Source organism: Massilia sp. Leaf139 (assembly GCF_001424165.1).
Lineage (GTDB): Bacteria > Pseudomonadota > Gammaproteobacteria > Burkholderiales > Burkholderiaceae_D > Telluria.
Map to the genome: position 1 here is coordinate 83929 of NZ_LMOJ01000028.1, position 22881 is coordinate 106809.

General features: G+C 65.3%; 23 protein-coding genes. 13 read left to right on the forward strand and 10 right to left on the reverse strand.

Annotated features, from left to right (window positions below; translation table 11 throughout):
• The first annotated feature begins 113 nt into the window (after window positions 1–113).
• The 7 genes from ASF77_RS23105 (at window position 114) to ASF77_RS23135 (ending at window position 7461) form a co-directional block, all read left to right on the forward strand.
• A complete protein-coding gene (locus ASF77_RS23105; RefSeq protein WP_056345513.1) occupies window positions 114–1271 on the forward strand; it encodes an ABC transporter substrate-binding protein in 1158 nt (385 codons plus the stop codon).
• Window positions 1272–1386: 115 nt separating this feature from the next.
• A complete protein-coding gene (locus tag ASF77_RS23110) occupies window positions 1387–2277 on the forward strand; it encodes a branched-chain amino acid ABC transporter permease (protein ID WP_056345516.1) in 891 nt (296 codons plus the stop codon).
• Between the two features lie 2 nt (window positions 2278–2279).
• Window positions 2280–4238 carry an ATP-binding cassette domain-containing protein gene (locus ASF77_RS23115; protein WP_056345726.1) on the forward strand — a complete coding sequence of 653 codons (1959 nt, stop codon included), beginning with the start codon at window positions 2280–2282 and terminating at the stop codon, window positions 4236–4238.
• Between the two features lie 9 nt (window positions 4239–4247).
• A complete protein-coding gene (locus ASF77_RS23120) occupies window positions 4248–4976 on the forward strand; it encodes an ABC transporter ATP-binding protein (protein WP_056345518.1) in 729 nt (242 codons plus the stop codon).
• 15 nt (window positions 4977–4991) lie between these two features.
• Window positions 4992–5900, forward strand: a complete 909-nt coding sequence (locus ASF77_RS23125) for an EamA family transporter (protein ID WP_056345521.1) — start codon at window positions 4992–4994, stop codon at window positions 5898–5900.
• A 40-nt stretch (window positions 5901–5940) separates the two neighbouring features.
• Window positions 5941–6261, forward strand: a complete 321-nt coding sequence (locus ASF77_RS23130) for a hypothetical protein (RefSeq protein WP_056345524.1) — start codon at window positions 5941–5943, stop codon at window positions 6259–6261.
• 117 nt (window positions 6262–6378) lie between these two features.
• Window positions 6379–7461, forward strand: coding sequence for a PEP-CTERM sorting domain-containing protein (locus ASF77_RS23135; protein WP_056345527.1), 1083 nt, complete (start codon window positions 6379–6381; stop codon window positions 7459–7461).
• 23 nt (window positions 7462–7484) lie between these two features.
• Here the strand turns inward: ASF77_RS23135 and ASF77_RS23140 are convergent, their stop codons facing one another.
• The 3 genes from ASF77_RS23140 to ASF77_RS23150 all read right to left on the reverse strand — a co-directional run bounded on the left by ASF77_RS23140 (window position 7485) and on the right by ASF77_RS23150 (window position 9410).
• Window positions 7485–7817, reverse strand: coding sequence for a hypothetical protein (locus tag ASF77_RS23140; RefSeq protein WP_229445558.1), 333 nt, complete (start codon window positions 7815–7817; stop codon window positions 7485–7487).
• Between the two features lie 80 nt (window positions 7818–7897).
• Complete coding sequence (locus ASF77_RS23145) at window positions 7898–8638, reverse strand: Mut7-C RNAse domain-containing protein (protein ID WP_056345530.1); 741 nt, start codon at window positions 8636–8638, stop codon at window positions 7898–7900.
• Between the two features lie 13 nt (window positions 8639–8651).
• Window positions 8652–9410: a DUF72 domain-containing protein gene (locus ASF77_RS23150; protein WP_056345533.1), complete on the reverse strand. Its 759-nt coding sequence runs from the start codon at window positions 9408–9410 to the stop codon at window positions 8652–8654.
• A 138-nt stretch (window positions 9411–9548) separates the two neighbouring features.
• Here ASF77_RS23150 and trxC point away from each other — a divergent pair, with 138 nt between their 5' ends.
• From trxC to ASF77_RS23165, 3 genes are all read left to right on the forward strand, one after another.
• Entirely contained in the window at window positions 9549–9983 is a 435-nt protein-coding gene (gene trxC / locus ASF77_RS23155) for a thioredoxin TrxC (RefSeq protein ID WP_056345536.1), read from the forward strand.
• Window positions 9984–10072: 89 nt separating this feature from the next.
• Window positions 10073–10435: a hypothetical protein gene (locus tag ASF77_RS23160; RefSeq protein WP_056345539.1), complete on the forward strand. Its 363-nt coding sequence runs from the start codon at window positions 10073–10075 to the stop codon at window positions 10433–10435.
• An 88-nt stretch (window positions 10436–10523) separates the two neighbouring features.
• Window positions 10524–11483, forward strand: coding sequence for a chemotaxis protein (locus ASF77_RS23165; protein ID WP_056345544.1), 960 nt, complete (start codon window positions 10524–10526; stop codon window positions 11481–11483).
• Window positions 11484–11882: 399 nt separating this feature from the next.
• Here the strand turns inward: ASF77_RS23165 and ASF77_RS23170 are convergent, their stop codons facing one another.
• Window positions 11883–13046 (reverse strand): cystathionine beta-lyase, encoded by a 1164-nt coding sequence (locus tag ASF77_RS23170; protein ID WP_056345547.1) that lies wholly within the window; start codon window positions 13044–13046, stop codon window positions 11883–11885.
• 19 nt (window positions 13047–13065) lie between these two features.
• Window positions 13066–14481: a 30S ribosomal protein S12 methylthiotransferase RimO gene (rimO, locus tag ASF77_RS23175; RefSeq protein WP_056345550.1), complete on the reverse strand. Its 1416-nt coding sequence runs from the start codon at window positions 14479–14481 to the stop codon at window positions 13066–13068.
• 200 nt (window positions 14482–14681) lie between these two features.
• Between rimO and ASF77_RS25175 the strand changes: the two genes are divergently transcribed.
• Window positions 14682–16304, forward strand: a complete 1623-nt coding sequence (locus tag ASF77_RS25175; RefSeq protein ID WP_056345554.1) for a methyl-accepting chemotaxis protein — start codon at window positions 14682–14684, stop codon at window positions 16302–16304.
• 95 nt (window positions 16305–16399) lie between these two features.
• On the opposite strand, the gene phaR is transcribed toward ASF77_RS25175, so the two are convergent.
• Together phaR and phaC are read right to left on the reverse strand one after the other, a co-directional pair.
• A complete protein-coding gene (phaR, locus tag ASF77_RS23185; RefSeq protein ID WP_056345558.1) occupies window positions 16400–16960 on the reverse strand; it encodes a polyhydroxyalkanoate synthesis repressor PhaR in 561 nt (186 codons plus the stop codon).
• A 234-nt stretch (window positions 16961–17194) separates the two neighbouring features.
• Complete coding sequence (gene phaC, locus ASF77_RS23190; RefSeq protein WP_056345561.1) at window positions 17195–18967, reverse strand: class I poly(R)-hydroxyalkanoic acid synthase; 1773 nt, start codon at window positions 18965–18967, stop codon at window positions 17195–17197.
• 44 nt (window positions 18968–19011) lie between these two features.
• Here phaC and ASF77_RS23195 point away from each other — a divergent pair, with 44 nt between their 5' ends.
• The gene (locus ASF77_RS23195; protein WP_056345564.1) at window positions 19012–19317 is read left to right on the forward strand and encodes a hypothetical protein; all 306 of its coding nucleotides are present in this window, start codon (window positions 19012–19014) and stop codon (window positions 19315–19317) included.
• Window positions 19318–19342: 25 nt separating this feature from the next.
• Here ASF77_RS23195 and pgeF read toward each other — a convergent pair whose 3' ends face one another.
• Window positions 19343–20119: a peptidoglycan editing factor PgeF gene (pgeF, locus tag ASF77_RS23200; protein WP_056345567.1), complete on the reverse strand. Its 777-nt coding sequence runs from the start codon at window positions 20117–20119 to the stop codon at window positions 19343–19345.
• Entirely contained in the window at window positions 20119–21153 is a 1035-nt protein-coding gene (locus tag ASF77_RS23205; RefSeq protein ID WP_056345570.1) for an RluA family pseudouridine synthase, read from the reverse strand. Before ASF77_RS23205 ends, pgeF begins: the two co-directional genes overlap by 1 nt.
• A gap of 64 nt (window positions 21154–21217) precedes the next feature.
• Here ASF77_RS23205 and ASF77_RS23210 point away from each other — a divergent pair, with 64 nt between their 5' ends.
• Window positions 21218–22057 (forward strand): outer membrane protein assembly factor BamD, encoded by an 840-nt coding sequence (locus tag ASF77_RS23210; RefSeq protein WP_056345573.1) that lies wholly within the window; start codon window positions 21218–21220, stop codon window positions 22055–22057.
• A 52-nt stretch (window positions 22058–22109) separates the two neighbouring features.
• Here ASF77_RS23210 and yaaA read toward each other — a convergent pair whose 3' ends face one another.
• Window positions 22110–22880 (reverse strand): peroxide stress protein YaaA, encoded by a 771-nt coding sequence (gene yaaA, locus ASF77_RS23215; protein WP_056345576.1) that lies wholly within the window; start codon window positions 22878–22880, stop codon window positions 22110–22112.
• Window position 22881: the final 1 nt, after the last annotated feature.

Here is a 22881-nt window from a genome sequence, read left to right on the forward strand (position 1 = left end):
TTGCTGCGGATCAATTGCTAATCTACAATCGATTGGTCGATGGGTACCCAGGTGGCATTTTTCCACCGCTGCCCGGCGTACGGCACGACCAAAAACACACTACGGAGACGGCAATGAATTTCAAGTTGAAGGCATTGGTTGCAGGGGTAGCACTGGGTTTTTCGATGTCCGGCATGGCGCAGGAGCCGATCAAGATCGGCGTCTCGGGCCCCTTCACGGGCGGTTCGGCGCCAATGGGCGTGTCGATGCGTGACGGCGTCAAACTGGCCGTCAACGAAATCAACGCCACCGGCGGCGTCCTCGGCCGCAAGATCCAGCTGATCGAACGCGACGACGAGGCGAAGAACGAACGCGGCGTGCAGATCGCCCAGGAGCTGATCAACAAGGAACGTGTCGTCGCTACCGTCGGCTACATCAACACCGGCGTCGCGCAAGCTTCGCAGCGCTTCTACCAGCAAGCGCAGATCCCCGTCATCAACAACGTCGCCACGGGTTCCATCATCACCCAGCAATTCGCCACCCAGCCGACGAACTTCGTCTTCCGCAATTCCGCCAGCGACCAGATCCAGTCGCAAATGATCGTCGACGAGGCGATCGGCCGCCGCGGCTTCAAGAAGGTCGCCATCCTGGCCGACTCGACCAACTACGGCCAGCTCGGCCGCGCCGACCTGGAAAAGGCGCTCGACAAGAAAGGCATCAAGCCGGTCGCGATCGAGAAATACAACCTGCAGGACGTCGACATGACCTCGCAGCTGCTGAAGGCCAAGCAGGCCGGCGCCGAGGCCGTGCTCACCTACGGCATCGGCCCCGAGCTGGCGCAAATCGCCAACGGCATGGAGAAGCTGGGCTGGAAGGTGCCGATGATCGGCAGCTGGACGCTGGCCATGGCCAACTTCGTCGACAACGCCGGCAAGAACGGCGAAGGCACGCGCATGCCGCAGACCTTCATCCAGGATCCGAACACGCCCAAGCGCAAGGCCTTCATCGACGCCTACGTCAAGGCCTACAACCCGCCGGGCGGCCGCATGCCGTCGGCGGTGTCGGCAGCCCAGGGCTACGACTCGATCCTGCTGCTGGCCGCGGCCATCAAGCAGGCCGGTTCGACCGAAGGCCCGAAGATCGTCGCCGCACTCGAGAACCTCAATACCAAGGTCGATGGCGTCGTCACCACCTACGACAAGCCGTACACCAAGACCGACCACGAAGCCATCAACTTCAACAACACGGTGTTCGGCGAAGTGCGCGGCGGCCGCGTGATCCACGCCAAGTAAGGCAGCGCCAGCATCGTATCGATCGTGGCCAGCCTGGTAACGCCCAGCTGGCCATTTTCTTGTTGACCGGACGCGTCGCGCATCAGCGTGCGCCTCCCAAAGGTGGAACCCCAAGATGGATATCCTTCTGCAGCTCGTCTTCAGCGGAATCGCGCTCGGCATGATCTATGCCGTCGTCGCCTTCGGCTATCAGCTTACCTTCGCCACATCCGGCACCCTCAATTTCGGCCAGGGCGAAGCCCTCATGCTGGGCGCACTGGTCGGCCTCTCCTTCGTGGGCGGCATCCACGGCGGCCCTTACCTAAGCTACTGGGTCATGATCCCGCTGGTGATCATGTTCGGCGCGCTGCAGGGCATGTTCGTCGAATGGATCGGCGTGCGTCCGGCCATCAAGATCAAGTCCGAATTCGGCTGGATCATGTCGACTATCGCGCTGGCCATCATCTTCAAGAACGTCGCCGAGAACATCTGGGGCAAGGACGTGCTGCCCTTCCCGTCGCCGCTCTCCTCGGCGCCTTTCGAATTCATGGGCGCCAACGTGCAGCCGATGCAGGTGGCCGTCATCGTCGGCGCGCTGGCCATCATGCTGGCGGTCGAGCTCTTCAACCGCAAGTCGATCTACGGCAAGGCGGTGGTCGCCACCTCGAACGACCGCGACGCGGCCGGCCTGATGGGCATTAACACGGGCCGCGTGATCACCTTCTCGTACGCGCTGTCCTCGGCCACGGCGGCATTCGCCGGCGCCCTGATCGCGCCGCTCACGCTCACCAGCGCCACCATGGGCGCCTCGCTCGGCCTGAAGGCCTTCGCGGTCGCCATCATCGGCGGCTTGACCTCGGGCCTGGGCGCCATCGTCGGCGGCCTGATCCTGGGCATCGCGGAAGTCGCGACCGGCTACTACATCTCGACCGGCTACAAGGAAGTGCCGGGGCTGATCCTGCTGCTGCTGGTGCTGGCGATCAAACCGTCGGGCCTGTTCGGCAAGGCCGCGATCAAAAAGGTATGACCATGATGAAATCGAAACCGCTCCTGATTGCCAGCGTGCTGGGCCTGGTCGTACTGGCCGCGTTCCCGCACGTCTTCACCAATCCGTATTACATCCACCTGGCCGAAACCATCCTGATCTACGCGATCCTGCTGTTCGGCCTGGACATCGTGGTCGGCTACACCGGGCAGGTCTCGCTCGGCCACGCCGGCCTGTTCGGGGTCGGCTCGTATGTCACCGGCGTGCTGGTGATGAAGCTGGGCGCGCCCTGGTTCCTGGCCGTCCCGGCCAGCATCGGCATCACAGCGCTGTTCGGTGCAATCCTGGCGCTGCCGGCGCTGCGCGTGACCGGGCCTTACCTGGCCATGGTGACGCTCGCCTTCGGCACCATCGTCCAGATCCTGATCAACGAGATGACCTTCCTCACTGAAGGGCCGATGGGCATCACCGTGCCCAAGCCGCACGTGCTGGGTGCGGAACTGACCGAGACCCAGTACTACTACATGGTCGCCGCGTTCATGCTGCTGTCCCTGGTGCTGGTGCACCGCCTGCTGAAATCGAACATCGGGCGCGCCTTCGAGGCGCTGCGCGACAGCCCGATCGCCTCTGACTGCATGGGCGTCTCGGTCTACCGCTACAAGGTATATGCCTTCGTGATCAGCGCCGGCTTCGCCGGTCTGGCGGGCAGCCTGTACGCGTATTCGGAGCAGTACATCTCGCCGAACACCTACAACTTCGAACTGACCATCCTGTTCCTGCTGGCCGTGATCATGGGCGGACGCAAGACCCGCACCGGCGTCATCCTCGGCGCGATCATCGTCGTCATGCTTCCGAGCCTGCTGTCGGACATCGCCCTGTTCCGCAAGATCGCCGTCGCCGCCGCGGTACTCGGCGTGATCGGCGCGGCCCTGGCCCTGGCCAAGGGCCGCAGCACGCCGCGCAAGGTGCTGGTGCCGGTGGTGGCCACCATCGCGCTCGCCGTCTGGTCGTACCGGATCGAGAACATGGTCGACTGGCGCCTCACCATCTTTGGCCTGATGACCCTGTTCGTCGTCTATTACCTGCAGGATGGCATCGTCGGCTTCTTCCGCCAGCTGCTGGGACGGCGCGTGGCCCACGTGCGCGCGGTCGGTGCGGATTCGGTGGCCGACGCCTTCGAGGGCGTGGCCAAGTCGGGCGCCGGCGGTGACCTGCTGCGCGCCGAAAAAATCCTGATGCAGTTCGGCGGCCTGAAGGCGCTGAACCAGGTCGACCTGAACGTGGCCACCGGTTCGGTGCACGGCCTGATCGGGCCGAACGGCTCGGGCAAGAGCACGATGATGAACGTCCTGACCGGCATCTACAAGCCGACCGCGGGCGGCGTCGTCTTCGCCGGCCAGCCGATCACGGGGCGCACACCGTCCGAGATCGCGCTGGGCGGCGTGGCGCGCACCTTCCAGAACGTGCAGCTCTTCGGCGAGATGACGGCGACCGAGAACGTGCTGGTCGGCCTGCACCACACCTTCCGCTCGACCGTGTTCGATGCGATGGTCGCCACGCCGCGCCAGCGCCGCGAGGAAGCGGCAGCCAGGAAGCGCGCCGCGGCCATCCTCGAATTCGTCGGGCTGTCGGATCTGGCCGACGAGGAGGCGCGCAACCTCCCCTACGGCAAGCAGCGCCTGCTGGAGATCGGCCGCGCCCTGGGCCTCAATCCCCGCCTGCTGCTGCTGGACGAACCGGCCGCGGGCCTGACCGCGCCCGACATCCGCGAGCTGATGGCCATCATCCGCAAGATCCGCGACCACGGCATCACCATCATCCTGATCGAGCACCACATGGACGTCGTGATGTCGATCTCGGATACGGTCACCGTGCTCGACTTCGGCCAGAAGATCGCCGAAGGGGTACCCGCCAAGGTGCAGGCCGATCCGAAGGTGATCGAGGCCTATCTCGGCGGCGCCAGCGACACGCCCGCTTCCACCCAGGCCACGGCCATTGTCTAAGGAGACCCCATGCTGACGATTCAAAACCTGGAAGCGGCCTACGGCAAGGTGCAGGTCTTGCACGGCATTTCGCTCGATGTCCCGAAGGGCAAACTGGTGACCCTGATCGGCTCCAACGGCGCCGGCAAGACGACGACGATGCGCGCCATCTCGGGCATGATCAAGCCGAAGGCGGGCAGCATCACTCTCGACGGGAAGGACATCACGGGCCTGGATTCGCACCGCATCGCGCGCGCCGGCCTGGCCCACTCGCCGGAAGGACGGCGCGTGTTCGCCACCATGAGCGTGACCGACAACCTGCTGCTCGGCGCCTTTCCGCGCTTCACCCGCGCGCGTCCGAAAGGCGACGTCCAGCGCGACCTGGAAAAGGCGATGGAGCTGTTCCCGCGCCTGAAGGAGCGGCGCAACCAGCTGGCCGGGACGCTCTCCGGCGGCGAGCAGCAGATGCTGGCGATGGCGCGCGCCGTCATGCTCAATCCGGAAGTCGTGCTGCTCGACGAACCCTCGATGGGCCTGGCGCCGATTCTGGTCGAAGAGGTCTTCCGCATCATCACGCGCCTGAAAAGCGAAGGCGTGACGATGCTGCTGGTCGAGCAGTTCGCGGCCGCCGCCCTGAACGTGGCCGACTACGGCTACGTGCTGGAAAACGGCCGTATCTCGGTGCACGGCCCGGCCGAGAGCCTTAAGAACGATCCGAAGGTGGTGGCGGCCTACCTCGGCGGCGGTCACTCGCACTGACAGAGAGACAGGCCAATGAGCGACGAGGGCGCACTCGAAGGCCGCGACTACGTGGCCGCCCTGTGCGTCGTTGTCGTGTGGGGCACCAACTTCGTGGCCATGAAGCTCGGCCTGCGCGAGGTGACGCCCTTCCAGCTCGGCGCCGGGCGCTACCTCTTCGCGCTGCTGCCGCTGCTGCTGTTCGTACGTCCGCCGCAACTGGCGCCGCGCTGGGTCGTGCTGTATGGCCTGTTCCAGGGCGTCGGCCAATTCGGTTTGCTGTTCCTGGCGCTGCGCGAAGGGATGTCGGCCTCGCTGGCGCCGGTGATGCTGCAGATGCAGGTGTTCTTCACCGCCCTCTTCGCCTGGCTGATCCTGAAGGAGCCGGTCGGGCGCCGGCTGCAGGCAGCGATGGGTATCGCCGCGCTGGGTCTGGCTTGCCTCTGCGTCGACGCCCTCGGACGTGGATCACAGGTCACGCTTGCCGGCTTCCTGCTCAGCATTGCCTCGGCCGCCATGTGGGCGGCCTCGAACATCGTCGTGCGCATCGCCCAGCGCAGCACGCCGCGCTTCGACGTGCTGCCCTTCATGGTGTGGAGTTCGATGGTGCCGATCCTGCCCTTCATCCTGCTCTCGCTCGCCTTCGATCCGCCCGCGACGCGCTGGGACTGGCGCGCGGTCTCGGGCACCGCCTGGGGCGCGATGGCCTATCTCGGCTGGTTCGCCACCATCCTCGGTTATGCCATGTGGACGGGCCTCCTGAAGCGCCATCCGGCCAACCGCGTCGCGCCGTTTTCGCTGGCGGTGCCGCCGGTCGGCATCGCGGCCGGGATGCTGGCGCTGGACGAAACCGTCACGGCCTGGCAGTGGGCCGGCATCGTGCTGGTGGTGGCGTCGCTGGCGCTGGTCATGCTCAAGCCGCGAGCCGGCGTCGCGCACCGGTAGCCGGCGCCGCTATAATGCGGTTTTCACAGCCCGCCTCTCCATGGACACGACCAAATTCTCGCGCTACCCCGGCTCCCGCATCTTCTGGTTCCTGTTCGGGACGATCCTCGGCAGCGCCGGGGTTTGGAGCGGCATGAAGCAGGGCCTGATGGGCGAGACCCTGATCGGCCTGGGCCTGATCACGCTTGGCATCCAGGGCCTGCTGCGCCCGGTCGTGCTGACCCGCGTCGCCAAGATCAGCAAGGAAGAAATGACGCGCGAGGTGTCGGTCGGCTCGGACGCCCTGCACGGCGCACTGTCGCTGGCGATGGCGGGTCTGCTGATCGCCGGCTTCGTGCTGAAATATCTGGTCAAGACCTGAGCAGATATCCAGGTCGCATAGCCGATAAACAACACAAAATGACGATTCCGCCGATGGGAGATGGCTTTACCATTGGCAATGGCATACCATGTAGGACTGCTCCTACTAGTGACCGCCATGGATCGTGTTTATCCGTACGCCCTGCGCCGCCAACGACGCAACCGCCTTCGCCAACGCGTCGCCGCGGTCATCGCAGCCAGTCTCGCCGTGACGGCGCTGGCCTTTGCCTTCAAGCCCGATAGCGCTCCGTACGCACCAGTAGCGCCGGCAGCGCCGCTGGCGGCCGCGCCGGTGTCGGCACCGAGTCCGGCCCCCGGCCGGCAGCATGCGGCACGCCATATCTACCCGTATTCGATCGTGCCCGGCGGCGTCGCCATCCAGGCCGAATTGGCGCAGGTCGTCCGCACCGACCAGGTGGTCGCCGCCCACTACGCCGACTTCGACGTCAGCAAGGCCCGTGCCGTGACCGTCACCGCGCCGCGCGCCGTCTACGTCTCCTATCGCAAGGGCGACAAGGTCTACTGGACGGCCAAAAAGCTGATGCTGAAGGTCGGCGAGACCCTGTTCACCGACGGCCGCAACGAAATGCGTGCGCGCTGCGCCAACCGGATCTCCGACGTGCCGCGCTTCCCGGTCGAAGCGAATGGGCCGGGCCCGGAAGAGCTCGATACCCCGGCCGAGGAAACGGAAGGCGGCCTGGCCCTCGTCTCCATCGAGGAGCCCGAAGCACCCGGCGACATCCCGCGTCCGACCGGCCTATGGTTCCAGCCGACGACGCTCGCGGGCGGGAAGGATCCTGCGCCGCGAGGCCCGCTGGACGCGAACACGCCGCCCCTCGGCTGGGACGGCATCCCGTACTCGCCGCTGCGCGGCCTGCGCACGGCGGGCGTCTCCGGCTCCGCGCCGCCGACGCTGGTCGGGATCGACGTGCAGCCGCCCGTGGATGCATCTGCTCCGCCCCGATCCGGGAACACGGACGTCGCCGACAGCGCGCCGCCGCTGGCGGACAACACGCCGGCCCAGCCTGGCAATCCCGATCCGCGACCCTTCGTTCCGGAGCCCGACCTGACCCGGCCGCCGCCGCCGCTCATCGTCCTCGACCAGCCCAAGCCGGCCGACGTGCCGGAACCTGCTGCGGCCTGGCTGATGGGAGTCGCACTGATGGCGATGTTCGCCGTACGCGGGAAGCGCCGGAAATAGGCTCGCCGACCTAGCGGCTGCCGTCAGGGAGTCCCGAAGAGATTGCCCGCGTCGAGGATGGCGTAGGCGATCTCCGGCTTTTCCTGCAGGCGCTTGCGCACGGCCGCCGGCACCGACTGGCGCACCTTCTTGCACAGCCCCGGCTTTTCCTCGAGCACGATGATGATGCCGCGCAGCGTGCGTACCTCGTTCGGCCCCGGCGTGATGCGCAGCTCGGCGCCGATGTTCTTGCGGATCAGTTCCTGCACGTGGCGCAGGTCGGCATAGCTATCGATCCGCTCGATGCGTTCGATGAGTTTCTGTTCCTGCTTGCGGTCGATCGCGAGCGGACGCACGTCGGCATCCGGATCGAGCATCAGGCGCTCGCGCTCGCACACGCAGGCGCCGGGCGGGCACTCGGCGCGGATCGGGAACGACAGCAGGGGCAGGGAAACGGTCACGCGTTTTCGCTCGCTGAGGGAGATGACGGGGATTTTAGCCCAATCGCGTCGCCCAGCATGGCCAGCATCCGCCTGTGGTGCGAGCCTTTCCAGAACACGCGGTCGCAGTTGTCGCAGGTGGTGAATTCGCTGTGCGTCTGGCGCACCGATTCCGGCAAGCGCTCGCGCACCGCGTCCTTCGCGACGGGCCGCAGCGGCAGGTTGCAGTGCAGGCAGAGCGTGAACGGGCGCGCATGCAGCGCCAGCGTCAGCCGTTCGAACAGCTCGCGCAGCTGTGCCTCGGGCCGGATCGTGTGCAGGTAGCAGCCGCGGCCGAGCTCGCGCCGCTTGAGCAGTTCGCGGTCGCGCGTGAGCACGGTGCGGCCTTCGCGGCCGGCGATGGCGGCCAGCGCCTCGTCCTGCCAGGAATTGTCGTAGAGCGTGTCGAAGCCGGCCATGCGCAGCAGGCGCGCCAGACCGCCGAGATGGGCGTCGGCAATGAAGCGGATGCCGGGCTCCGTGTCTTCGCGCTGCGGACGAACCTCGACCGCATCGCCCTCCTCCAGCAGCCGCTCGAACCTGGCGGGCACGCCATTCACCAGCACCTGTCCGGCCTCGGTATGCGGCACGCCCAGCGCCTCGATCATGTGCTTGACCGTGGCGGCGCGGGCGCAGCCCGTGGTGAAGGCCGCGCCGCGCCGCGTGCGCGGCAGGAAATCATTCAGCTCGCCGAAGAAGCGGAAGCGCGCCGTGACCATGGCGTGCGTATTCTCAAGCCGCCGCGGGAACGCCGCCGCAGGCGCGCAGCACGTCGAGCGCGTTCGGCACCGCCTCACCGGCCGCCGTGTTATCGAAGATGCACCAGACCTTGCGGCCGGCCGCGCTGTGCACGCCCAGGTCGGCCACCAGCGCGTCCAGGTAGTCCTGCGAATAGGAGGAATAATAAATGCGCGGCGCGCCGTGCAGGCGCACGTACAGGTCGTTCGTGGTGGGCACGTGCGGGCCCGGCTGGCCGGCGGCCGGATCGGCGATCACGCGCGTCACGCCGCGCTCGCGCAGCACTTCGGTGGCGATCTCGCTGAACCAGCTCGGGTGGCGCCCTTCGCAGGCGACCATGCAGCCGAAGGTGTCCTGCAGTTTCATGAAGAAGTCGCGCGCGGTTTCGTCGTGGAAACCGAGCTTGGGCGGATACTGCACCAGCAGGCAGCCGAGCTTGTCTCCCAGCTCGCCGACCTCGTGTGCGAAGCGGGCCAACAGCGCGTCGATGTCGCGCATCTGCGCGTCGTGGGTGATGGCGCGCGGCACCTTCACGGAAAAACGGAAATCGTCGGGCACGCTCTCGGCCCAACGCGCATAGGTCTTGGGCTGGTGCGGCTTGTAGAAGGACGTGTTGATCTCCACCGCGGGAAACACGGCGGCATAGCGCTCGAGATGGCTGCCCGCCACGGGGAAGCCGGCGGCGGCCTCCTTGGGAATGTTCCAGCCGGCGCAACCGATCAGCGGGGCTGCGGCATCGTGTGGTTTCTTCATTGACGGTATTGCAAGGGTAATGGGGCGATTGTACGCGGGCGGCGTTTCCGTCGGCGCATGCTTGAGCAGCGGTGCGCCGCGTCCCGCGCCCGATCGCCTTAGAATACCGGCAACGCTGATTTTCAAGGAGGAGTACCCGTGACCGACGCCATCCACATCGTCTGCCCCGCCTGCGACGCCGTCAACCGCCTGGCCCCGGCGCGCCTGGCCGACAATCCCGTCTGCGGCAAATGCGCCGCTCCGCTCTTTTCCGGCCGCCCGCTCGACGTCGACGCGGCGCGTTTCAACAAGCACGTGGCGCGCAACGACATCCCGGTGCTGGTCGACTTTTGGGCCGAGTGGTGCGGGCCCTGCAAGATGATGGCGCCGGCCTATGCCCAGGCGGCAAGCCGGCTGGAGCCGCGCGTGCGCCTGCTCAAGGTCGATACCGAACGCGCCCAGCAGCTTTCCAGCCAGTTCGGCATCCGCAGCATTCCGACCCTGGCCCTGTTCCGCGGCGGGCGCGAGGTGGCGCGCCAGCCCGGCGCGATGGATACCGGTAACATCGTCGCCTGGGTACAGTCCAAACTCTAGGCTGGCACACACGCTTGCAAGCTTGGCGAAAATGCCACGAAGCGCTGCTACAATGGGGCGAAGCGGGGTCGTCCCGTAAGGAGCCATTCATGTCGCAACAACTCGTGCTGGACAGCGGAACCGAAGATGCCAAGCAGATGGCGCGCATCCTCTACCTGGTTCACGCCGCCACTTTCTTCTTCTCGCTGGGGCTGCTCTCCTTCCTGCCCCTGTTCGTCAACTACATCAAGCGCCCCGATACGACCGGCACCATCGTCTACAGCCACCACAGCTGGATGATCCGTTCGTTCTGGTACTACATGATCTGGATGGTGATCGGCGGCATCCTGTTCGTCACCCTGATCGGCATCCCGGTGGCCTGGCTGATCTGGACGGTGGCGTGGTTGTGGAAGGCGTATCGTCTAATTCGTGGCTTTTTGGATCTGAACAGCAACAAATCCATGCCGAACTGACGATTGTTTTGCGCTTTTCGGCATTTTCGCGGCTAAAATACTTTCCTGATGGCACCATCTCCGGCAGCACAACTATTCAGGACGAAATATGAAATCGGTTCAGCAGGAAGTCGACGAGCGCAGCAATCTGACGGGCACCAACAAATTCGAGCTGCTGCTGTTCCGGCTCGGCGGCGATGACAATGGCGAGCGCAGCGAGCTGTTCGGCATCAACGTCTTCAAGATCCGCGAGATCGTGGCGATGCCGCAGATCACCGCGGTCGCCGGTTCGCCGGCCCATGTGCTGGGCGTGGTCAACCTGCGCGGCCAGATCATCCAGGTGCTCGACCTGCCGGCCATCGCCGGCGTCAAGCCGAAAACCGGCCTGAACATCATGCTGGTCACCGAGTTCGCCCGCACTACCCAGGCCTTCGCCGTCGAGAGCGTCGAGGAAATCGTGCGCCTGGACTGGAGCCAGGTGATGTCGGCTGAAAAGAGCGCCGGCAGCGGCATGGTCACCAGCATCGCCCGCCTCGAAGGCGAGAACGGCGAACCGGGCCGCCTGGCCCAGGTGCTCGACGTCGAGACCATCCTGCGCAACATGAACCCGGATTCCGCGCCCGAGATCAGCCCGCAGACGGTGGGCGCCAAGATCCACCTGAAGCCGGGTTCGGTCATCCTCGCCGCCGACGATTCGGTCGTCGCCCGCGCCCTGATCGAACAGGGCCTGGACGCGATGGGCCTGCCCTTCATCATGACCAAGAGCGGCAAGGAGTGCTGGGAGCAGCTGAACACGATCGCCAACGCGGCCGACACTGAAGGCAAGAGCGTCTACGACCGCGTCGCCCTGGTGCTGACCGACCTCGAGATGCCTGAGATGGACGGCTTCACGCTGACCCGCAACATCAAGAAGAATGCGCGCTTCGCCAACATGCCGGTGGTGATCCACTCCTCGCTGTCGGGCACGACGAACGAGGAACACGTCAAGAACGTGGGCGCGGATGCGTATGTCGCGAAGTTTTCGGCGGAGGATTTGTCGTCGACCTTGCGGCGGGTGTTGAAGCAGTAAGGTTCTTCGGGATGCGAGAGCGCCGCGATAATTCGCGGCGTTTTTGTTTGTGGGTTCGAATTTGTGTTGGCGGATTTGGGGACGCGCGTAACGCGTGGGCACGGGTGCCCACCCTACGTTACACCGATGTCAGTAGCAAGTTCACGGAGCGGTGGCGTAACGTAGGGTGGGCTCCCCGAGCCCACGCGTTACGTGCGCGTTGCACCTTCGGGATCGAATGCGAATGCGAAAACGCCGCGATTATGTCGCGGCGTTTTCGTTTGTCGGGTGGATAAACGTGACCGAGTCCGGATCGGCACGTAACGCGGGCATGCCCGCCCTACGGTGCACCACGGTCTCGATTTAATTCGTTGGCCGTCGCGTAACGTAGGGCGGGCATGCCCGCGTGCGACGTCCGCATCACAACCTGCCCAAGCCCTGCTCGATATCCGCAATCAGATCGTCCGTGTCTTCCAGCCCGATATTGAAGCGCACCAGCAAGCCCTTGCCCTGCCAGTCGCGCCGGATCGTCGTTATCCGGTATGGCATCACCAGGCTGTTGGCCCCGCCCCAGCTGTACCCGAGCCCGAACAGCGCCAGCGAATCGACGAAGCGGTCGATCTGTTCTTCCGTATAGCGCTCGTCGAAGATCACCGAAAACAGCCCGCCGGCGCCGGAGAAATCGCGCTGCCAGGTGGCGTGGCCGGGGCAATCGGCAAAGGCCGGATGCAGCACGCGCGTGATTTCGGGACGATCCTTCAGCCAGGCGGCAACGGTGCGCGCGGCCTTGTCGTGGGCCTCGAAGCGCAGCTTCATGCTCGGCAGGCCGCGCATTACAAGATAGGCGTCGTCGGCGCTGACGCCCTGCCCGAGGCGCATGTGGGCCGTGGTCAGCTTGTCGTGGACGGCGCGCTCGCGCGTGATGACGGCGCCCATCAGCACGTCGGAGCCCCCCGACTGGTATTTGGTCAGCGCTTGCATGACGATGTCGACGCCCAGATCGAAGGCGCGCAGGGCCAGGCCGGCCGACCAGGTGTTGTCGAGCGCGACGGGCACACCGCGCGCCTTGGCGGCAGCGCAGATGGCCGGCAAGTCCGGCACTTCCATCGACACCGAACCGGGCGCTTCCGTCCAGATCAGCTTCGTGTTCGGCTGGATCAGTTCCGCGATGCCGGCCCCGATCAGCGGGTCATAGTAGCGCGCGGTGATGCCGAAGTCGTTCGTCAGCCAGCGGCCAAGTTCGCGGTTCGGGTTGTAGACGTTATCCGGCAGCAGGACGTCGTCGCCCGTCTTGAGGAAGGCGAAGTCCACCATCGCGATCGCGGCCAGGCCCGAAGGCGCCAGCAGGCAATGCGTGCCGCCCTCGATCTCGGCCAGGCGCGCCTCTAAGGTAAACGTGGTCGGCGTGCCGTGCAGGCCGTAGGTATAGGCGTTCTTCTCTTTCCACTCGCCCGAGCGCATGGCGGCGACGTTCTTGAACAGCACCGTCGAGGCGTGGTGGATCGCCGGCGGAAAGGCGTCGAAGCCCTCCGGCGCCGTGTAATCCGTGTGGATCAGCGTGGTCTGGAGGGACTTCTTCGTCATGCGCCGGTTCCTTCTGTTTTTATGCCAGGGTGGCCCACAGGTCGTGGGCGTCGGCCTTGGTGACCACGACGTCGGCGAACTGGCCGACGGCCAGCTTGGCCTTGGCGCCCATCAGCGGACGCTTGATGTGGACGACGCCGTCGATCTCGGGCGCGTCCGCGGCGCTGCGGCCGATGGCTTCGCGCGGGCCGACTTCGTCGACCAGCACGCGGATGGTCTTGCCGACCTTGGCCTGCAGGCGCTTCATCGAGATCTCTTCCTGCAGCAGCATTACGCGCGCGCGGCGTTCCTCGCGCACTTCCTGCGGCACCGGATTGGCCAGCTCGTTGGCGGTCGCGCCTTCGACCGGCGAGTAGGCGAAGCAGCCCAGGCGGTCGATCTGCGCTTCGCGCAGGAAGTCGAGCAGGTATTCGAACTCGGCCTCGGTCTCGCCGGGGAAGCCGGCAATGAAGGTCGAGCGGATCGTCAGATCCGGGTTCATCTTGCGCCAGGCCAGGATGCGGTCCAGGTTTTTCTCGCCCGAGGCCGGACGCTTCATGCGCTTCAACACGTCCGGGTGGGCGTGCTGCATCGGGATGTCGAGGTAAGGCAGCACGTGGCCGTCGCCCATCAGCGGGATCACCTGGTCGACGTGCGGATACGGGTAGACGTAGTGCAGGCGCACCCAGGCATCGTACTGGCGCGCCAGTTGTCCCAGCGCTTCGGTCAGCTGGGTCATATGGGTCTTGACCGGGCGGCCGTTCCAGAAGCCGGTGCGGAACTTGACGTCGACGCCGTAGGCGCTGGTGTCCTGCGAAATGACCAGCAGTTCCTTCACGCCGGCCTTGAACAGGTTCTCGGCTTCGACCAGCACTTCATGGATCGGGCGCGAGACCAGGTCGCCGCGCATCGACGGGATGATGCAGAAGCTGCAGCGGTGGTTGCAGCCCTCGGAAATCTTCAGGTAGGCGTAGTGCTTGGGCGTGAGCTTGACGCCGTGGTCGGGCATCAGGTCGATGAAGGGATCGTGCGGCTTGGGCAGGTGCAGGTGCACCGACTCCATCACCTCGGCCATCGCATGCGGGCCGGTCACGGCCAGCACCTTCGGATGCACCTTGGTGATGATGTCGTCGCCCGCCGCATCCTTCTTCGCGCCCAGGCAGCCGGTGACGATCACTTTCCCGTTCTCGGCCAGGGCTTCGCCGATGGCGTCGAGCGACTCCTGCACGGCGGCGTCGATGAAGCCGCAGGTGTTGACGATGACGAGGTCGGCGCCGGCGTAGGACTTGGCGGTTTCATACCCTTCCGCGCGCAGCTGGGTCAGGATCTGCTCCGAGTCGACCAGCGCCTTGGGGCAGCCGAGCGAGACGAAACCGACCTTCGGCGCGGCGGCCGGTGCGGCGGCGGCGACTTCAGGATTGGCGGCGGGGACAGGATTGCGGCGGAGTTCGAGCATGGAGTGAGAGCGACAAAGAAGCTGGGCAATCCGCGATTGTACCTGAACGCGCAGTCGGGGAACACCGGGTGCCCGGTTACCGGGCTCGGGCACGCCCTCTTTCGCCACATTGTCGCATTCTGGAAACCATCAAAACTTTCCGCATGGATATACTTCGGGAATTGCCGTTTTCCTCAATTCCACTATCTTTCCAATTCAACATGAACCTCGACAAGCTCAGTGTCGGCCGGCGCCTCACCCTCGCCTTTTCCCTTCTCCTGGCCATCATGGTTGTCCTCGCCCTGCTCGGCCTGGCGAAGATGAACACCATCCAGGACAAGCTCGACCGCATCGTCAGCCATGACAACGTCCAGGTACGCATGATCAACGAGATGCGCCAGTCGGTGATGAACGCCATCCTGAACGGCCGCAACATCGCCCTGATGAGCGACGCCGCCGAGATCGAGGCCGAGAACAAGCGCCTAGCCGCCAACCGCGCCGTCTACTCAGAGACCTTCAAGCGCCTGGAAGCGCAGCTCGAAACGCCGGAGGAAAAGGCGGCGCTCGAGAAGATCACGGCCACCCGCGCCGCCGCCGTCGACGTGGTGACCAAGATGACCAACCTGGTCAAGGCGGGCGACCGTGAAGGCTCGAACCGCGTGCTGCTGAACGAACTGCAGCCGCTGCAGGCCAAGACCATCGAGGCGATGGATGCCATGGTGGCGCTCGAGGAAAGCGATGTCGCCGCAGCCGCCCGCGATGCCCACGCCGCCCACGCGGCCGCGCGCCTGCAGACGGCGCTGATCACCCTGGCCGCCCTGGCCATCGGCGCCCTGCTGGCCTGGAGCATCACGCGCCGCCTGCTGCGCCAGCTGGGCGGCGAGCCGCTGTATGCGGCCACCATCGCCGAGCAGATCGCCAGGGGCGCGCTGAACGTGCCGATCGCCACGTGCGAGAACGACAGCACGAGCCTGCTGTTCGCCCTGCGCACGATGCGCGACAACCTGGCCAGCCTGGTCGGCCAGGTGCGCGTCGCCACCGACAGCATCACCCAGGCGTCCGGCGAAGTCGCGGGCGGCAGCGCCGACCTGTCGAGCCGCACCGAAGCCCAGGCCGGCACGCTGGAAGAGACGGCCTCATCGATGGAAGAACTGACCGCGACCGTCAAGCACAATGCCGACAACGCGCAGGAGGCCAACACCCTGGCGCGCAGCGCCTCGGACGTCGCCGAACGCGGCGGGAGCGTGGTGGCGGAAGTGGTCGGCACGATGGGCGCGATCAACGATTCGTCGAAGAAGATCGTCGACATCATCGGCGTCATCGACGGCATCGCCTTCCAGACGAATATCCTGGCGCTGAACGCGGCGGTGGAGGCGGCGCGCGCCGGCGAACAGGGCCGCGGCTTCGCGGTCGTGGCAAGCGAGGTGCGCAACCTGGCGCAGCGCTCGGCGCAGGCGGCCAGGGAGATCAAGGGCCTGATCGCGGACTCGGTCGACAAGGTCGACGCGGGCAGCAAGCTGGTCGACGAGGCCGGCAGCACGATGCAGGAAGTGGTCGACAGCATTCGCCAGGTGGCCAGCCTGATGCAGGGCATCACCGTCGCCAGCCAGGAGCAGACGCGCGGCATCGAACAGGTGAACGTGGCGCTGATCGAGATGGACGGCGTGACCCAGCAGAACGCGGCGCTGGTCGAAGAAGCGGCCGCGGCGGCGCAGGCCATGCAGCAGCAGGCGGCGCAACTGGCGCAGCTGGTCAGTGTGTTCCAGCTGGAAGAGGAAAAGCCGGCGCTCGGACGGGCCGGGTCAGGGCAGCGACAATTGGCGCTAGCAGGTATGCCAGCCTGACCAACAAATGTTTTAAATGAACAAACAATTGTTGAACGCGTGGACGGTGGAAAACAGTCCAGTGGACTGTTTTCCACCGTCCACGCGCGCACTGCTTACTTCTTGTCCGTCGGCGTCGTCGGCGGGAACGGGAAGGCGCTGAACAGCACCTTGCTTTGGTTCTGCATCTGCTCCTGCATCTGCATGAACAGGTTCTTGCTCTGGTCGATGTAGTTGTTCATCATGCCCTGCATCATCGGGCCCTGGACGTTCATGAACTGCGTCCACATCTCCGGGCTGAAGGGCTTGCCCTCGAGGGCGCCGGCGGCGTTGCTGGTGAACTTGTTCTGGATGTCGGTGAATGCCTGGACATTCTTTTCCAGGTAAGAACCCATCATGCCCTGCATCGCATGGCCGTAGTAGCGGATGATCTGGGCCAGCACGGCGCTCGAGAACATCGGCGCGCCGTTTGCTTCCTCTTCCAGGATGATCTGCAGCAGGATGCTGCGCGTCAGGTCTTCATTGGTCTTGGCGTCGACCACCGTGAACTCGTCGGCGTCGAGCACCAGTTGCTTCACGTCCGTCAAGGTGATGTAGGAACTGGTCTGGGTGTCGTAGAGACGACGGTTCGGGTATTTCTTGATCAGGCGTTCAGTACTGTTTTTTGCACTACTCATCTCAAGTTCCATTGTTGCGCCGGCCTTGTGGGTGGCGCGCTGCGAAATTGTTCAAAATGCCCGCGGCTCGCGCCTCGGCTAGCCGGCGTCGCTCGGTGACGGCCTGCCCAGATGTTTCCGGGCAGGACAAACCGGGTAAAAATACCACGTTCGATGCGCAGGTGCAGCAATTATCGCTTTTGCCACTGAATTTATTTCCAAGCAAGATGCATAAGCACCCTCCTCCGCCAGCCTTCAGTCGGCGCGCGCCTTGACGTAACGGCCCGGCGCCGGCTCGCTCTGCTGGTATTGGGCATTGCCCGGCTGAGTCGGCGCCGGGATCTCTTCGCCGCCGTTCTCCTGCAGGAAGCGCGCCCATTCCGGCCACCAGCTGCCCTTGTTTTCGGTCGCGCCGGCGAACCATTCGTCGGCCGAGCGCGGGCCCCTGGACGCTTCCGTCTTTCTGCCTTTCTTCTCGGCAGTGCTGTCGTTCACCCAGTAGCTGCGCTTGCCCTTCGAGGTCGGGTTGATGACGCCGGCGATATGGCCGGAAGCGCCCAGTACGAAGCGGTTGGCCTTGGGCTTCTTCGGGTTCAACAGGTTCACCGAAGCGAAAGCCGCCGGCCACGGCACGATGTGGTCTTCCTTCGAACCGTAGACGAAGACCGGGCAATCGATGCGGCCGAGGTCGACAGGCACGCCGCAGACGGTCAGCTGGCCCGGCACCTTCAGCTTGTTCTCGAGATAGGTGTTGCGCAGGTACCAGCAGAACATCGGGCCCGGCAGATTCGTGCTGTCGGCATTCCAGTACAGCAGGTCGAAGGCCGGCGGCACCTTGCCCTTCAGGTAGTTTTGCTGGACATAGTTCCAGACCAGGTCGTTCGGGCGCAGGGCCGAGAAGGTGGTGGCCAGATCGCGCCCCGGCATGATGCCGCCCTTGGCCAGCGCTGCTTCGCGCAGCGCCACCTGGGCTTCGTCGATGAAGACTTCGAGGACGCCGGTATCGGAAAAGTCGAGCAGCGTCGTCAGCAGCGACAGGCTGGCCGCCGGCTGCTGGCCGCGTGCGGCGAGCACCGCCAGCGCGCTGGCCGCGATCGTGCCGCCGACGCAGAAGCCGAACACGTGTACCTTGTCCTGGCCGGAAATCTCGCGCGCGACCCGGATCGACTCGATCGCGCCGCGCTCGACGTAGTCGTCCCAGCTCAGGTTCGCCATCGATTTGTCCGGGTTGCGCCAGGACACCATGAATACGGTATTGCCCTGCTCGACCACATAGCGCACCAGCGAGTTTTCCGGCTGCAGGTCGAGAATGTAGAACTTGTTGATGCAGGGCGGGATCATCAGGAGCGGCACCGATCGTACGGTCGGGGTCGCCGGGCTGTACTGGATCAACTGGAACAGGTCGTTCTCGAAGACGACGTGGCCCTGGGTCGTGCCGACGTTCACGCCGACCTCGAAGGCCGACTCGTCGGTCTGCGAAATGCGGCCCTTGCGCAGGTCTTCCAGCATGTTCTGCAGGCCCTTGGTGAGACTTTCGCCTTTGGTCTCGATCAGCTTGGCCTGGGCTTCGGGATTGGTCGCCAGGAAGTTAGCCGGCGACATGGCGTCGACCATCTGCTGCACCGTGAAACGGATCTTCTGACGCTCGCGCGGGCCGGCCTCGACCGCATCGGCCAGGGCCAGCATGAACTCGCCGTTGAGCAGGTAAGAAGCGGCGGTGAAGGCGGCGAAGGGGGTGGCGCTCCATTCGGAACCCGAGAAGCGCTTGTCGTGCAGGGCCGGCGTCTTGCCGGACATGAAGTCCTGCCACAGCTGGCCGACCTTCTGCAGATAATCCTGGCGCAGTGTATCGAGGCGCGCCGGGGAGATGCTGACGTTGAAATCCTTGAATACGCCCGCCAGCGGATTCGCCTGCGGCATACCCGTTGCGCCCGCCGCCGGCATCTTCATCCATCCCTGCCAGGCCGTGGGATCGGTCAGCTGGTTCATCCAGGTGGCGGCGAAAGCTTGAGGGTCGGGCATATTCATGTCGGCGTCCGTTAGAATCGGTTTATTAACTGGAGAAATAAAACATGTGGATCGTTGCAATCGGCTGGAGCTATGTCGTCATCCTGATGGCGGCGACCGAGACCTCGTTCGTCGCGGGCGTGATGACTTTTCTCGTGTACTGCATGATACCCCTGTCTATACTTTTTTACCTCACCGGTGGCAAGCGGCGCCGGGCGCGGCGTGAAGCGAAGGCGGCTGGAATCGAAGCGCCGGGCTTGTTTTCGCTGCCCCAGCATGGTGTGGCAAAAAACAAACAAACGGCCGATGGGGGCGGCAGCTTCCCTGCCTGCGATGGCGCTGACGGAGGCTGCGGGGGCGGTGGCGACTGAAAAGTATTGATGAAGCCGGAAAGCCCTACTTGAGCCAGATCAAACTCGCCTGGCGTCCGGTCACCCCATCGCGGCGGTAGGAATAGAAACGCGTGCGCTCGGTATGGGTGCAGTATTCCCCACCGGCGACACTGTGCACGCCATCGCGCGCCAGCATCAGGCGCGCCAGCGCGTAGATGTCGGCGAAGTACTTGCCTACGGCTTCAGGCCGCGCCGCAAAGGCGAAGCCGACGTCGATCCCCGGCAAGGCTGCCGCGAAACTGTCGAACACGTCCTGCCCGACCTCGAAGGCCGACGGCCCGATCGCCGGTCCCATCCAGGCCGTGATCTCGTCGGCGCCTGTCGCACGCATGGCGGCGATCGTCTGGCCCAGCACGCCGCCGGCCAGGCCGCGCCAGCCGGCATGGGCCGCACCGACCGTTTTGCCCGCGCGGTCGGCGAACAGCACCGGCAGGCAATCGGCCGTCAAGATCGCGCAGACCACGCCGGGACGCGTGGCGATGCTGGCGTCGCCCACCCGCACCGGCTGGTCTTGTCCGACGGTGGCGGCGTCGACCACGTCGGCGCCGTGCACCTGCGCGATCCAGGCCGGACGGCCGGGCAGCAGCGCCTGCAGGCGGGCGCGGTTCTGCGCGACGGCGTCGGCGGCGTCGCCCACGTGCAGACCGAGGTTGAAGCCCCCGCCGCCGGCGCCGTCGTCGTAGGGTTCCTGCGAAACACCGCCGAGGCGCGTCGTGGCCAGCGCGCCGATGTTGCCCGGTGCGTCCGGCCAGGCCGGCACCAGGATGCCGTTCGACTCCATCAGAGTGCGTCCGGCTCGGCGATGCCGGCGCGCGCGATCAGCTCGGCGAAGTCCTCGGCCAGCGGCACGACCCATTCGCACTGCTCGCCGGTGGCCGGATGCACCAGGCCCAGGCGGCGCGCCTGCAGCGCCTGGCGGTGGAACACGGGCGACAGGTGCGTCTTGCCGTAGACCGAATCGCCCACCAGGCCGAAGCCGATCGAGAGCATGTGGACGCGGATCTGGTGGGTGCGGCCGGTCTCCAGGCGGCACTGCACCAGGCTGACCGGACGGCGATCGAGCATGCCTTCGGCCACCCGCGTGTAATGGGTGATCGCGGGCTTCGCGCCCAGGCTGGTCGAGACGGCCATCTTGACGCGGTCTTTCGGATGGCGTCCCATCGGCGCGTCGATCGTGCCCGACAATTGCGGCGTGCCCCACACGAGCGCGAAGTACTCGCGCTTGACGGTGCGCGCCTGCAGCTGGCGCACGAGATCGGTCTGCGCGGCCAGGGTCTTGCCGACCACCATCAGGCCGCTCGTGTCCTTGTCCAGGCGGTGCACGATGCCGGCGCGCGGCACCGAGCCCAGTTGCGGCGCGTGGTGCAGCAGGCCGTTGAGCAGCGTGCCCGACCAGTTGCCGGCGCCCGGATGCACGACCAGGCCGGCCGGCTTGTTGATGACGAGGATGTGCTCGTCCTCGTAGACGATGTTCAGGTCGATCTGTTCGGGTGCGAAGGCGGTGTCCTCGGGCGCCGGCTGCGGAAGCACTTCGATGGTCTCGTCGCCATAGGCCGTACCCTTGCCCTTGGCGGGCTTGCCGTCGACCAGCACGTGGCCGCCGTCGAACCAGAGCTGCAGGCGGCTGCGCGAGAACTGCGGCACCAGGCCCGCCACGACTTTGTCGAGGCGCTGGCCGCAGGCGGACTCGTCCAGGTGGAGGGTGATCGGGGAGAGGTCGATGCCGCTCGGGAGGGCAAACTCGACATCGGTTTCGTCGTCGAAGTCGGCGTCGGGAGGCAATTCGGCCGAAATCGGCGCAGGAGTTAATATCACGTTAGTTCCATCGGCTATAATCAGCCGTCTGTTGAATCTCGGTAAAACTTTTCTGCAAAAAGCTATGCAAAAAAAACTGTTGGTGGTGGTTGCTACGAGTGTCCTGTTAGGTCTGTCGGGCTGCGGGCTGTTGCCTGAGAAGACCGATGAGACCGAAAAGTGGTCAGCGGAGAAATTATACGCTGAGGCACGCGAAGAGATGGCAGGCGCCCACTACGAGGCCGCGATCAAGTTGTTCCAGCGCCTCGAAGCGAACTATCCGTTCGGCACCTACGCCGCCCAGGCGCAGATGGAAATCGCCTATGCGCACTACAAGGCCCAGGATCAGCCGGAAGCGCTGGCCGCGGTCGAGCGCTTCATCAAGCTGCACCCGAACCATCCGCAGGTCGACTACATGTACTACCTGCGCGGCCTGATCAACTTCAACGACCAGATCGGCTTCCTGAGCGTGATCTATTCGCAGGATCCGACCGAACGCGACCCGAAGGCGACGCGCGAAGCCTTCGCCGCCTTCAAGGTGCTGGTCGACCGCTTCCCGAACAGCAAGTATGCGCCCGACGCGATCGCGCGCATGAACTACCTGATCAACGCGATGGCGTCCTATGAAGTGCACGTGGCGAACTATTACTATCGCCGCGGCGCCTACCTGGCCGCCGTCAACCGTGCCCAGAATGCCGTCGCCGACTATCCGGGCGCCTCGGCGCGCGAGGAAGCGCTGTTCATCATGGTGCGCGGCTACGACAAGCTCGGCATGCTGCCGCTGCGCGACGACGCCCAGCGCGTGCTGACCCTGAACTACCCGAACAGCAGCTTCCTGAACCCGAACGCCAAGGGCGACGCGGCCTGGTGGCAGTTCTGGGCCAAGTCGGGCGCGAAGCCGGCGCCGAAGGATGCCCTGAAGTAAAGCTGAGCGGCAGGATCGACTGGGGTGGACGCGGGCGTCCACCCCAGTTTTTTTATGCCGCTTCCTTTCGGCGGAACAGCCAGCTCTTCTCGCTCGATCCTTCCGCGATGAAGGCATAGCCGTCGACATCGAAGGCCTTCAGGTCTTCCGGCTCCGTGATGCCCTTCCCGATCGCATAGCGCGCCATCATCCCGCGCGCACGCTTGGCGTAGAACGAGATGATCTTGTACTTGCCGTTCTTCCAGTCCTCGAACACGGGCGTGATCACCGGCGCGGCGAGCAGCTTCGGCTTGACCGACTTGAAGTATTCTTCGGAGGCGAGGTTGACCAGGGCCGTCGCACCCGTCGCGGCCAGCTGGGCATTGAGCGCCGCGGTGATCGTCTCGCCCCAGAAGGCGTACAGATCCTTGCCGCCGGGGGTGGCGAGTTTGGTGCCCATCTCCAGGCGATACGGATGGATCAGGTCGAGCGGACGCAGCAAGCCGTACAGGCCCGACAGGATGCGCAAATGGCGCTGGGCGAAGGCCAGCGATTTGGCGTCGAGGCTGCGCGCATCGAGCCCCGTGTACACGTCGCCGTTGAATGCCATCATGGCCTGGTGACCGTCGGCGTGATCCGGCGTCCAGGTCGCGTAGCGCGCCACGTTCAGGGTCGCGAGCTGGTCGGAAATGTGCATCAGGTCGCCGACCTGGCCGGGCGACAGGTCGCGCAGCACGCCGATCAGCTGGGCGGCGCGGGCGGTGAAATCAGGAAGCGTGTGTTCCGAAGTGGGCGAAGGCGTGTCGAGGTCGAGGGATTTGGCGGGCGATAAAACAATCAGCATA

Bases quoted from the DNA above. Each gene is read 5' to 3' on its own strand.
- ASF77_RS23105 (WP_056345513.1), top strand. From the start codon at position 114: ATGAATTTCAAGTTGAAGGCATTGGTTGCAGGGGTAGCACTGGGTTTT.
- ASF77_RS23110 (WP_056345516.1), top strand. From the start codon at position 1,387: ATGGATATCCTTCTGCAGCTCGTCTTCAGCGGAATCGCGCTCGGCATG.
- ASF77_RS23115 (WP_056345726.1), top strand. From the start codon at position 2,280: ATGATGAAATCGAAACCGCTCCTGATTGCCAGCGTGCTGGGCCTGGTC.
- ASF77_RS23120 (WP_056345518.1), top strand. From the start codon at position 4,248: ATGCTGACGATTCAAAACCTGGAAGCGGCCTACGGCAAGGTGCAGGTC.
- ASF77_RS23125 (WP_056345521.1), top strand. From the start codon at position 4,992: ATGAGCGACGAGGGCGCACTCGAAGGCCGCGACTACGTGGCCGCCCTG.
- ASF77_RS23130 (WP_056345524.1), top strand. From the start codon at position 5,941: ATGGACACGACCAAATTCTCGCGCTACCCCGGCTCCCGCATCTTCTGG.
- ASF77_RS23135 (WP_056345527.1), top strand. From the start codon at position 6,379: ATGGATCGTGTTTATCCGTACGCCCTGCGCCGCCAACGACGCAACCGC.
- ASF77_RS23140 (WP_229445558.1), bottom strand. From the start codon at position 7,817: ATGCTCGATCCGGATGCCGACGTGCGTCCGCTCGCGATCGACCGCAAG.
- ASF77_RS23145 (WP_056345530.1), bottom strand. From the start codon at position 8,638: ATGGTCACGGCGCGCTTCCGCTTCTTCGGCGAGCTGAATGATTTCCTG.
- ASF77_RS23150 (WP_056345533.1), bottom strand. From the start codon at position 9,410: ATGAAGAAACCACACGATGCCGCAGCCCCGCTGATCGGTTGCGCCGGC.
- ASF77_RS23160 (WP_056345539.1), top strand. From the start codon at position 10,073: ATGTCGCAACAACTCGTGCTGGACAGCGGAACCGAAGATGCCAAGCAG.
- ASF77_RS23165 (WP_056345544.1), top strand. From the start codon at position 10,524: ATGAAATCGGTTCAGCAGGAAGTCGACGAGCGCAGCAATCTGACGGGC.
- ASF77_RS23170 (WP_056345547.1), bottom strand. From the start codon at position 13,046: ATGACGAAGAAGTCCCTCCAGACCACGCTGATCCACACGGATTACACG.
- rimO (WP_056345550.1), bottom strand. From the start codon at position 14,481: ATGCTCGAACTCCGCCGCAATCCTGTCCCCGCCGCCAATCCTGAAGTC.
- ASF77_RS25175 (WP_056345554.1), top strand. From the start codon at position 14,682: ATGAACCTCGACAAGCTCAGTGTCGGCCGGCGCCTCACCCTCGCCTTT.
- phaR (WP_056345558.1), bottom strand. From the start codon at position 16,960: ATGAGTAGTGCAAAAAACAGTACTGAACGCCTGATCAAGAAATACCCG.
- phaC (WP_056345561.1), bottom strand. From the start codon at position 18,967: ATGAATATGCCCGACCCTCAAGCTTTCGCCGCCACCTGGATGAACCAG.
- ASF77_RS23195 (WP_056345564.1), top strand. From the start codon at position 19,012: ATGTGGATCGTTGCAATCGGCTGGAGCTATGTCGTCATCCTGATGGCG.
- pgeF (WP_056345567.1), bottom strand. From the start codon at position 20,119: ATGGAGTCGAACGGCATCCTGGTGCCGGCCTGGCCGGACGCACCGGGC.
- ASF77_RS23210 (WP_056345573.1), top strand. From the start codon at position 21,218: ATGCAAAAAAAACTGTTGGTGGTGGTTGCTACGAGTGTCCTGTTAGGT.
- yaaA (WP_056345576.1), bottom strand. From the start codon at position 22,880: ATGCTGATTGTTTTATCGCCCGCCAAATCCCTCGACCTCGACACGCCT.